The 10504-nt window shown below is 53.4% G+C and carries 10 protein-coding genes and 1 pseudogene; 2 read left to right on the top strand and 9 right to left on the bottom strand.

Going from position 1 to position 10504, the window contains the following annotated elements:
- Positions 1–178 precede the first annotated feature (178 nt).
- Positions 179–520 carry a hypothetical protein gene (locus HGBM_RS31460; protein WP_019119432.1) on the bottom strand — a complete coding sequence of 114 codons (342 nt, stop codon included), beginning with the start codon at positions 518–520 and terminating at the stop codon, positions 179–181.
- Positions 521–825: 305 nt separating this feature from the next.
- Here HGBM_RS31460 and ptsP point away from each other — a divergent pair, with 305 nt between their 5' ends.
- Positions 826–2493: a phosphoenolpyruvate--protein phosphotransferase gene (ptsP, locus tag HGBM_RS02000; RefSeq protein WP_019119431.1), complete on the top strand. Its 1668-nt coding sequence runs from the start codon at positions 826–828 to the stop codon at positions 2491–2493.
- A 208-nt stretch (positions 2494–2701) separates the two neighbouring features.
- Here ptsP and HGBM_RS01995 read toward each other — a convergent pair whose 3' ends face one another.
- The 4 genes from HGBM_RS01995 to HGBM_RS30150 all read right to left on the bottom strand — a co-directional run bounded on the left by HGBM_RS01995 (position 2702) and on the right by HGBM_RS30150 (position 5183).
- The gene (locus HGBM_RS01995) at positions 2702–3499 is read right to left on the bottom strand and encodes an SDR family oxidoreductase (protein ID WP_019119430.1); all 798 of its coding nucleotides are present in this window, start codon (positions 3497–3499) and stop codon (positions 2702–2704) included.
- Between the two features lie 25 nt (positions 3500–3524).
- The gene (locus HGBM_RS01990; RefSeq protein ID WP_019119429.1) at positions 3525–4478 is read right to left on the bottom strand and encodes a branched-chain amino acid transaminase; all 954 of its coding nucleotides are present in this window, start codon (positions 4476–4478) and stop codon (positions 3525–3527) included.
- Positions 4479–4610: 132 nt separating this feature from the next.
- Positions 4611–5003 carry a kinase-associated lipoprotein KapB gene (gene kapB, locus HGBM_RS01985; protein ID WP_019119428.1) on the bottom strand — a complete coding sequence of 131 codons (393 nt, stop codon included), beginning with the start codon at positions 5001–5003 and terminating at the stop codon, positions 4611–4613.
- Positions 5004–5024: 21 nt separating this feature from the next.
- Positions 5025–5183 carry a hypothetical protein gene (locus HGBM_RS30150; RefSeq protein ID WP_019119427.1) on the bottom strand — a complete coding sequence of 53 codons (159 nt, stop codon included), beginning with the start codon at positions 5181–5183 and terminating at the stop codon, positions 5025–5027.
- A 244-nt stretch (positions 5184–5427) separates the two neighbouring features.
- On the opposite strand from HGBM_RS30150, the gene HGBM_RS01975 reads away from it, so the two are divergent.
- Positions 5428–6039, top strand: a complete 612-nt coding sequence (locus HGBM_RS01975) for a nitroreductase family protein (protein WP_019119426.1) — start codon at positions 5428–5430, stop codon at positions 6037–6039.
- 349 nt (positions 6040–6388) lie between these two features.
- Here the strand turns inward: HGBM_RS01975 and HGBM_RS01970 are convergent, their stop codons facing one another.
- The 4 genes and pseudogenes from HGBM_RS01970 to msrB all read right to left on the bottom strand — a co-directional run bounded on the left by HGBM_RS01970 (position 6389) and on the right by msrB (position 10334).
- A complete protein-coding gene (locus HGBM_RS01970) occupies positions 6389–7477 on the bottom strand; it encodes a YheC/YheD family endospore coat-associated protein (protein WP_019119425.1) in 1089 nt (362 codons plus the stop codon).
- Positions 7470–8681, bottom strand: coding sequence for a YheC/YheD family endospore coat-associated protein (locus tag HGBM_RS01965; protein WP_147512778.1), 1212 nt, complete (start codon positions 8679–8681; stop codon positions 7470–7472). Before HGBM_RS01965 ends, HGBM_RS01970 begins: the two co-directional genes overlap by 8 nt.
- Positions 8682–8950: 269 nt before the next feature.
- Positions 8951–9098 (bottom strand): annotated as a pseudogene (locus HGBM_RS32370) (glycerophosphodiester phosphodiesterase family protein); the annotation flags it as partial.
- Positions 9099–9347: 249 nt separating this feature from the next.
- Positions 9348–10334 carry a peptide-methionine (R)-S-oxide reductase MsrB gene (msrB, locus tag HGBM_RS01960; protein ID WP_019119423.1) on the bottom strand — a complete coding sequence of 329 codons (987 nt, stop codon included), beginning with the start codon at positions 10332–10334 and terminating at the stop codon, positions 9348–9350.
- Positions 10335–10504: the final 170 nt, after the last annotated feature.

The following is a 10504-nucleotide window of genomic DNA, read 5'->3' as shown; positions in this document are numbered from 1 at the left end:
GTATTTTGAATGATGAAAAAAGATTAATGCAACGCTAGTGATTTTTTTCATAAAAGGAACTCCTGTGAAGTTTTGCTGTAACGAAAACAAAAAGAGCCATGCATGCAGGACGCACCCACGGCCGATCTGCAACAACGGGGCGATGGGCAGATCAATGCCATGCCCCTTGCCAGGCAAACTATTTTCCCTTGTTTCGCGAATGCTGGTTGACGTAGCGGAAAATCCCTTTAAATTCGTTGTACGTACGGTACGGCTTGCTCAGGATGCGAAACGGCAGAGAGGAAAGGAAATGGCTTAGATCTTCCCTGAATTCCTTCGTAATGCGCTGCGGCTTTGACAGGATCCGGTCAAAGTAGCGGCTGTATATCTCTGCAGGAAGATCGGGATTGATGGTGTTTTCCTTGCCGCAGCCGTTGCACGTTACTTTATAGAGCACGTTATTGACGTAAATAACCGTATGCTGCGACTGGCCTAAACAGTCTATACAGTACAGTTCTGTATCAAACCTGGATTCATTCATTCCGCTCTCCTCCCCTGAATTTGTATCACGGTACAGTGCACCTATTTTCAATATTATACCAGATCATCCCCGGGCAAGAACAGATTGGGAAAGGAACCTGAATACTATTTTCTCCCTGATCTCTCCCACAAAAAATACAGATACGCCCTAACGGATTTTTTTGTGAGGTATTTTACACAAAAAATACATTTCCATTGACGAAAAATTCACCCCTATACTATCATAGAGATGGACAGATGTTGGTCGGGGACATCCCTGACTTTTTCTTTTGGGTATGCATCCTACTATGACGAGGTGATCGACAGATGGTAAAAGGAATCGCAGCTTCACCAGGATATGCCGTTGGCGACGTATTTTTGTTGGAGGAAGCTGAAATTGTCATTCAAGAGGAAAAAATCAAGCCGGAAATGGCTGATGCAGAATGGGAAAAAGTGAAGCAAGCCTTTGCACATACGAAAATGGATTTGGAAAAGACGAAAGAAGACGTTGCCAAACGCGTTGGCGAAGATGAAAGCGCAATCTTTGCCTCCCATATCATGATCCTGGAAGATCCGACGCTTAGCGATGAGATCGAAAAGGAGATCAAAGAGGACAACAAAAACGCCGTCTGGGCGACCAATCACGTCTTCATGGGGCATGCGGCGATCTTTGCCGCTTTGGACGACGATTACATGCGGGAGCGGGCAGCGGATTTGAAAGACATCGGCAACCGCGTATTAAAACACCTGCTGGGAATCCACTCCTCCGGATTGGATGACGTAACCAAGCCAGTCATTTTGGTGGCAAACGACCTGACCCCGTCCCAGACGGCTCGTCTGGACAAGCAGCTCATCAAAGGAATACTGACAGAAATCGGCGGTCCGACCAGCCACTCCGCGATCCTGGCCCGCAACCTGCAAATCCCGGCCGTGGTCGGCTGCGCCAATTTGATGCAGCAGCTTACCCAGGACTCCACGATCGCCTTGGACGGCTTCACGGGCGAAGTCATCCTGAACCCCTCGTCAGATTTGGCTGAGGAGTATCAAAAGAAGCAGAAGGAGTACCTGGAACGGATGGAATTTTTGCGTGAATCTGCTTCTCGCCTTGCCGAAACGAAGGACGGAAAGCGGATTGAGGTCGCAGCCAATATCGGCAAGCCGGAAAACGTCAAAGCGGTTTTGGATAACGGCGGCGAAGGAATCGGTCTGTTCCGCTCCGAATTTTTGTTCCTGGAACGCAGCACGATGCCGTCGGAGGAAGAGCAGTACGCCGCCTATTCCCAGGTTGCCAAAGAGATGGACGGCCGCCCGGTGATCATCCGTACGCTGGACATCGGCGGGGACAAGCAGGTTGATTACCTGCCGATCGGCCATGAGCTTAATCCGTTTTTGGGCTTCCGGGCGATCCGCCTCTGTCTCGCGGAAAAAGACTTGTTTAAAATCCAGCTTCGGGCTATCCTGCGGGCGAGCAGCCACGGAAAATTGCGGATTATGTTCCCGATGATCGCGACAGAAGCAGAACTGCTGCAAGCACTGGCTGTCTTGGATGAGGCAAAAGCCGAGCTGCGCAGCCAGAACATCCCGTTTGATGAGGCCATTGAGGTCGGGATTATGATTGAGATTCCGTCTGCGGCACTCATCTCGGATATATTGGCGAAGCATGTCGACTTTTTCAGCATCGGCTCCAACGATCTGATTCAGTACACGTTTGCCGCTGACCGGATGAATGAAAAGGTAGGCTATCTCTACGATCCGGGCCACACTGCCATCCTGCGCCTGATCCGACTGGTCGTGGAAAACGCTCACAGGGAAGGCAAATGGGTCGGCGTCTGCGGCGAAATGGCCGGCGACCCCGTCTTTGCCAAAGAGCTGATCGGGGTCGGCGTCGACGAATTGAGCATGACAGCTACCTTGATTCCGCAAATGAAATACGAGATTGCCCAGCTCTCCTATGAGGAGCTGGCCAAGGAAGCAGCTGAAAAGCTGAAAAGGTAAAGGAGGGGGACTCCCCTCCTCTTTTACGTCTCTTCGATTTTTACCTCTTTCCCTTTCCTCGCATTGTCATTCCATTATGTATTATTTTTGCCAAGTGACGATTTGAACCGGTCGCCCCCATGAAGCGGATTGCATAAAAGGCTGCGGGGAGCGGAAACGTCAACGAGCCTGAGAAAATCTCAGGCTTCGCTGACTGGTTCCTATATTTTTACAAAGAACGGACTGATCCTCCGTCCACGTATACCGTCTGGCCGGTCATGTACGAGTTGGCCGAAGAGAGCAGGAACGCGGCAACCCGGCCAAATTCCTCCGGCTGGCCGTAACGCCTCATCGGAATCCGCGCTTCTTCCTGGGTCTTGATGCTTTCCACGTCGACCCCTTCCCGCTCCGCCTGGATCTGATCCAGCGATTTTACCCGTTCCGTGAAGATCCGTCCGGGTGCAAGATTGTGCACCTGAATGTTTTCCGGCGCCACCTCGGCGGCAAGTGTCTTCAGCATCGCCATCGTGCCGGTGCGGATCGCATTGGACAACATCAGGTTGGGGATCGGCTGCTTGACAGACGAAGAGGAGACGTTGAGGATGCGTCCTCCGCCCTGGTTGCGCATGATCGGCAGCGTTTCGCGGATCAGCCGGACAACGCTCATCATGTTGAGCTGGAACGCATCATGCCACATCTCATCCGTCATCTTGTCAAAAGTTCCGGCAGGCGGTCCGCCGGCGTTCGTCACCAGTATGTCAATGCCGCCAAGCACATCGTTTGCGCGCTGTACGAGTTGACGGATGTCTTCCGCCTTCGTCACGTCGGCGGCAATCCCGGCGACCGAACCGGGAGCGGCCCCGGCGATTTGGCAGATCTCTTTAGCCACCTCCTGCAATTTATCCTCGCGGCGGCTGGAGATGACCACCTTGCATCCTTCGCGGGCCAGCTCCGTTGCGATCGCCCGTCCCAATCCCTGGGAAGCAGCCGTAACCAATGCCCGTTTTCCCGTAAGCCCTAAATCCATGTGAACTTCCTCCTCAATTGTTTGTTTATTTGTATACCGGTGTCACCCAGTCCAAATACCGATCGTCCATTCCGCGGACAGCCCGGTAGTATACCTCCTGCAATTTCGCGGTAACCGCACCCAGAGTGCCGTCTCCCACAGGGCGGCGGTCGATCGAAGTGATGGAGGCGATTTGCGCTCCCGTCCCCGCCAGAAACACCTCATCGGCGATGTACAGCTCCGTCCGGTCAATCGGGCGAATCTCTACAGGGATCTGCAAGTGCTCCGCCAGTTGGACAATCCCCCGGCGGGTGATCCCTTCCAGAATGTCGGAGGTAATCGGTGTCGTGATCAACGCGCCGTTGCGGACGATAAACAGGTTGGCCGCGCTGGCTTCGGAGACCTGACCGTCACTCGAGAGCATGATCGCCTCGTCATATCCATCGGCGACGGCTGCGTCCGTAGCCAAGGCAGGGTTGATGTACGCTCCGCTTACCTTTGCCCGCGAAGGAATCATGTTGTCGGAGATGCGCTGCCAGTTGGAGACGACCGCGGACAAACCTGACGTGCTGACGTAATCACCCATCGGGACGGTAAAAATGGCCAATTCGTCCCGCAGCCCCGCAAGGGTCACTTTGATCACCTGTGAGCCTTTAAAGGCGAGCGGACGTATGTAGACGTCTTCGCGATACTCGTTTTTTGCCAACACCTTTGCCGTCCAGTCCACCAGCTCCTCTGCCGTGTACGGAAGCTGGATTTTCAAGATCCGGCAGGAAAACAGCAGCCGCTGGTAGTGTTCCAGCGCCTTTAACATGTAGAGCTGTCCCTGCTCGCCGTTCCAGTAGGCGCGTATTCCCTCGAAGCAGCCCGTCCCGTAATTCAAGGCATGCGTGGTAATGTTCACGTTTGCGTCCGCCAGCGGCATGATTTCACCTTTAAAAAAACAGTAACCCGACGTGATTTCCTGTTTTGGCGACGGGCCTTTTGCCGTCTCCGCCATAGCACATTCTCCTCTCTGTCAATTTGCTCATCATCTCCCGTGTCTACAAAGATGGATCAAAGCACTTATTCGCGTTTGCCGAAACGATTTCCTCTTTACTGATCGAAATTTCCGCCTATTGAGGAATAAGCATCAACGTTGTGCAGCGTACTCCCGCTGCAGCGTTTCCAGCTCTTGGATCGAGCGCTCCGCCCAACTGCCGTCCATCTCGCGCAGCCGGGCAAGCTCCTGCTCCACAGCCAAAAGCAGCGACCCGCGATATTCCGGCACTTCCCCCTGGTAAGGCTGAATCGCGCCAAGCGGAACCATGATTTTCTCCTGGTAAGAGAGCGCTCTGCGCTGGTGGAACATCAGGACATCCCCCTGCATGGGGTGATGCAGATCGCCCTGGTCCGGATGTTTTTGCACCGCCAGGATTTTGACTGTCGCTTTTGGCGGCTTAAGTTCCAATACCTCCGCCAGATACTGGCCGGATTTGTACGATACGCGTACGATCTGATGTACTTGAATGGCCTGCTCCTGCATGTGGATCACCTCATCTATTTTTTATTTGCCAATGGTTTGATACATAAATATGCCGATAGACAGCCCACAGACGATGACAAGCAAGAGAAAGATGCCTATGATAAACTTCGCCTGCCGCTGATCCCGCACGCGCTGTTCATCTTCTTTTCTGCCGGTGTGATCGATTTGTTCCTTATCCATAACCCGTCCTGCCTTTCCACGTCGTAAGAATCTCCCAATCTCATTGTAACAGATTATAGCAAAATCACGACGGTCTGGCAGGCAGAAAACCGACCTTTCCGGGTACATGCAACCATTTTGTAAGATGTGATCATGGCTGTACACGTAACAATCAACCGACTATAATAAAGTAAGTGAGTCATCATTCGATGGCACATGGAATGCGGCAAAACATGTACAGATATACAAGGAGGTTTTTGCAGGAATGGAGAAACAGGTGACGGCCGAAACTGCTGCACATCGCCACCCTACATACGAGGTTGAGCCCCTTATCTTAAACCGCTGGTCACCGCGGTCTTACAAGGAAACAGAAGTGCCCGAAGAAGTCCTGTTCAGTGTATTCGAAGCGGCGCGCTGGGCTCCGTCCGCCAACAATGAACAGCCCTGGCGCTTTATTATCGCCCGAACCAAGGCGGATCGGGAAGCGTTCCACTCTTTTATCTTTCCCGGCAACCTCGCCTGGTGCCAAAAAGCCCCGGTGCTGGCCGTGATCCTCTCGAAAAAAACGACGGCAAAAGGGGAACAAAGCCGCGCTCATGCGTTTGATGCCGGAGCGGCCTGGGCTTTTCTCGCCCTGCAAGCGGAAAGCAAAGGGCTGGCCACCCACGCGATGGGCGGATTTGATCGCGACAAAGCCCGGGAAATGCTTCGCGTCCCGAACGAATTCGAGCTGCATGCTGTCGTCAGCATTGGGTATCGCGATCGCGCAGAGGCCCTGCCGGAGGCTTATCGGGAACGGGAAAAGCCATCTGACCGCCGCCCTCTGGCCGAGTCGCTGTTCGAAGGCGAATTCGGCAGACCGACCCTGCAAGGGTAAGCGCCCTCGCTCGCACATCGTAAAAACGACGCCGGAATCATTCACAGCAAGTGATGACTCCGGCGTCCCATTTAATGGGAAAGGTTCAACGTCAGCACAAACACGACGATACTGGGCACTTTCCACCTTTTACACACCCGTGCCGTAAAAGATTCCCCCGTCCCTACCCAACTTCAACGGACCTGACAGACGAGAGCTCCTGAATGATCGGCAGAAGCTGTTCAACCGTAACCGTACCAGGCAGTTTTCCCCGCCGGTCCCATTTAGGGAAAATTACCCGGCAAAACAGAAAATTGGCCGCATAGGCGGGAAAGCCGCCCTATGTCGGGCGGCTTTCCGTATTCTCCTGTTACGAGCTGTGGATTTTGGCCATTGACCGGGTCAAGTAAAGCGCGTACTGCAATGGCTTGCGGATGGACTCCAAATAGTTTTGCCGCTGCCTCATCTCGCGGAAAATTTCCCGGCCAGGCTTGGGATTCACTTCGATCAGCCAGACCCTGCCGTTCACGTCGACACCGATGTCCAATCCCTGTTCCATCATCCGGCCGTAATGGTTCTCGATCGTTTCCACCGTTTGGAAGGCCAAATCGCGGCATTCCCGCAGAATCGCTTCCGCTTGCTCCCGTCCGAACAGCGGCGTCAAAAACTGAGCGGCCGGGACGGCTTTTCCGCCAGCGTGCAGATTGGAAGCGATGTTCTTCTTGCCGCCGACCCTTGCGCCTGCGCCTGTAATACTCCAATTCCCCTCGCCATTTTTTTGGATGAGCAGGCGAAGGTCGACATTGTGCCCGGGGATGAGCTGCAGATCAAGTCCCTGCTGAATCAGGAACTTTTTGTTTTTGACCCAGCGATCGACCCAACGGGCAAGTTCACGCGCGCCGGAAAGTTCGGCAGAGCGCCGACTGCGCTGCTGATTGTGCCCTTGCAGTAAAAATCCGCCACCCTTCTGTTCGATCTTCAGGATGTCCCGTCCCCCGGTGCCGTTGCTCGGTTTGACGTACACGGAGCGGTGTTTGCGCAGCATGGTCTGCAGCCGGCTGCTGTCGTACGCATAGGTTTCCGGCAGCCATTTGCGCATCCGCTCATCCTGCCACAATACCTGATGCACGTTCCACTTATGCGCCAAGCGGTTGTTGGCGAACAACAGGCCGGATCGCTTGCGGAAAGCTGCATACCGCTTAAATGCTGGTGTAGGCGAATAGCGGAACCTGTCAATTGCCACATCTGGCCAAGGATACCATCTCTCTTCCCAGCCCCCCTGCACCGCCGGGGTAAAGCCTCTCACCCTCCGGCTGTTCTCCCTCACGTCATCAGGGGAAAAGAGGAAGACGACCGCTCCCAGATTCCTCCCCTCCCGAATGAGACGGCGAAAGTATGCAGGTTCGGCAAATCTCTTGCCCTCCCGCGAAGTCAGGATGCCGATTACCGGTTTACTCACGAGAGGGCACCCTTTCCGCCGTTTGCCCTTCTGCTGCTCCATATGCAGCCTCGCGTCGCGCCTGCTCGTCGGGACCATCTGCCTGTGCCATTTCCTCTGCCGGTTCTACTGTTTGCTGCGAATCTTTGCGCAGCAAGGAGATGGCGTATTCCAACGGGCGGCGAATGGATTGGCGGTAGCGGTCATGCTGACCGATCTTGCGAAAAATCTCCCTGCCAGGCTTGGGATTTACCTCGATCAGCCAGGCTTCTCCCTTTACATCAATGCCGATGTCAAGGCCAAATTCTATCATTTGACCGTAGTGCTGCTCCAGCGTCTGCGCTGTCCGCCTGGCTAGATTATGGCAGTCCATGAGAATGTCGCGGGTGCGTACCCGTCCGAACTTCGGGATCAGGAACCGGCTCGCCGGCAGAGCTTTTCCCCCGCCGTGCAGATTGGAGATGGAGCTGTTTTTCCTGCCCATCCGGATTCCTTGTCCAGTAACATCCCACTGGCCGTCAGCCGTTTTCTGAATGAGCAGGCGAAGGTCTACCGTGCGGTCGGGTAAAAGATCCAAGACCAGTCCCTGTTGGATCAAGCATCTCTCCTTCGCCAGCATCTCTGTTTCCACCCATTTGTTTACCTTCCGAACCAGCCCCGGGAGTGTTTTCAACCGCCCCTCTACCCTTCTCAGCCGCATCGTCCGCCCGGCTATCCGAAAACCGCCAGCGATCCGCTCAATCCGCAAAATGCTGCGTCCGCCTGTTCCGTTCGCCGGTTTGATGTACACGCGGGAATGCTTCGCCAACATGTCCGGCAGCAAGGATGAACGGTAGATTTGGGTTTCCGGAAGCCAGCGGCGCATCTGCTCATCGGCCGCCAGCACCTGATAAACGCTCCATTTATTGGCCAATGGGCTGTTCGCATAGCGGAACAGCTCCTGTCGCCGAAAGGGGAGGTAGCCGACGTGGCGTAGAGTCGGATAGTAGCGGTAGCGGTCAATGACAATGTCAGGCCAGGCGTACAGACGGCTTTTCCAGCTCCTTCCGTGCCCCGGCGTAAATCCGCGAATCCTTCTGTCCTCCGGCAAAACATCTTGCGGTGCAAACAAATAAACAATCGCCCCCAGTTCCCGCCCCGCTTGCAGCAGTCGGCGAAAATAACCGGGTTCTGCAAATTTTTGTCCACTGCGCCAAGTCAAAATGCCGATTATCGGTTTGTTCACCTTGGACATCCTTCCCATCTGGCTTCTCCCTGACAATCTATTCAGGCGATGGGATGTGTGTATAGGCTGTTATAGAATCTATTCATTCCTTTGCGCCCCGATATAAAGGAGTGATTCGATCAATCCGGTTCGTTCAAATCCAGCCAGTGTAATGGGAAGGCAGACGCTCTCTGTCTTCAACCGTAAGAATCGTTCGGGCCACCCCCACCGCCAAGGGAGCTGTCTTCTCCGGAATATGCAGTTCCGCATGTTTGCATGCAGAAGACATGTATCATATGGACCCCTTTCCCGCGAAATGGGTAGGTTTTCCCGTGATCTGCCGTATAGCCGTACCCAATATCCCGTTTTCAATTCATCCATTGTGTAGTCTCCCGTCACACCTTCCGTATTTGTTCGACAGTCCAATGTCCAGTCATTTCGTCTGCGCATCCGCGATCCCCTCCCACCCTGCATCAAATTTCCTGACGCAGCTGGTCCGGATCGGACTCAGACTGTCCACTAACATCTGAAAAACAAAGAAATGAAAATAAGCTTTCCTGCTGCGGGAAGCTTATTTTCATTTCTTGTGTTAAACCGTCGGTATTAGCTTTAGCGAATATCGGGATATGAATCTTTTCCGTTCGATCATGCAGGAAAAAAACGCGATGTGCCGATTCACCGGCCCGGTCATTGTGGGGTTTCTTTCTCGAACAGTTTGCTGTACTGCCCGTAGCCTTCTTGTTCCAGCTTTTCCTTCGGTATAAACCGCAGCGCGGCGGAATTGATGCAATAGCGCAATCCTGTCGGCTGCGGTCCATCCTGGAACACATGCCCCAAATGCGAATCGGCCAGGCGGCTGCGCACCTCGGTACGGATCATGCCATGAGAGAAATCATCTACTTCCTTAATGCTGCCATTATGGATCGGCTTTGAAAAACTGGGCCATCCGCAGCCGGAATCAAACTTATCCATTGACGTGAAGAGCGGCTCGCCCGAGACAATGTCTACATATAGCCCCTCCTCTTTATGATCCCAAAATTCATTATGAAAAGGAGGCTCTGTTGCATTGTTTTGCGTCACTTCATACTGCATCGCCGTCAGCCTCTTTTTGCGCAAGGCTTTGTCCTTCTCCGTATTCCAGTGCGCTTTAATAAAGGCATCGCGACCCGAACCTTTGCGATACATGCGATAGCGCAGCGGATTCTTTTTATGATAATCCTGATGATATTCTTCAGCCGGATAGAACTCCGAAGCTGCAACAATCTCGGTCACGATCGGTTTGTCGAAACGCCCGCTTTGCTCAAGCTCCTGCTTGGAAGCTTCGGCTTTCAGCCGCTGTTCCTCTGTATAATAAAAGATCGCCGTCCGATATGATTCACCGCGATCGTGGAACTGGCCGCCTGCGTCGGTCGGATCGATTTGCCGCCAGAACAGTGTGAGCAGCTTCTCATATGGCATCAGGACGGGATCAAAGGCAATTTGCACCGCTTCGGCATGTCCTGTCGTTTCGGAACATACCTGCTCGTAAGTCGGATTGACCGTATGTCCGCCTGTATAGCCAGATGTAACACGAAGGATACCGGGTAATCCCTCAAATGGCGTCACCATACACCAGAAGCAGCCGCCAGCGAACGCAGCAAGTTCTTCACGTACATGGTTATCAGCATTGTTCATTTTCTATCATCCTCCTGGATGCTTTGTACCGCGGTCATCGTCAAAATCAACCGATTAGTCAGTTCCCACAGCTGCTTGAAATTATTGAGAAAACAGGAGCTGATACGCTCTTATCCACTCGAAATTTTTTCAGCCATGAAGATCAGGATTTTCTTTTTGTATGTTTAGCC

The organism is Brevibacillus massiliensis (genome assembly GCF_000311785.1).
Taxonomy (GTDB): Bacteria; Bacillota; Bacilli; order Brevibacillales; family Brevibacillaceae; genus Brevibacillus_C; species Brevibacillus_C massiliensis.
Note: the sequence above shows the minus strand (reverse complement) of the source record. Positions and strands in the feature narration are given on the sequence as shown.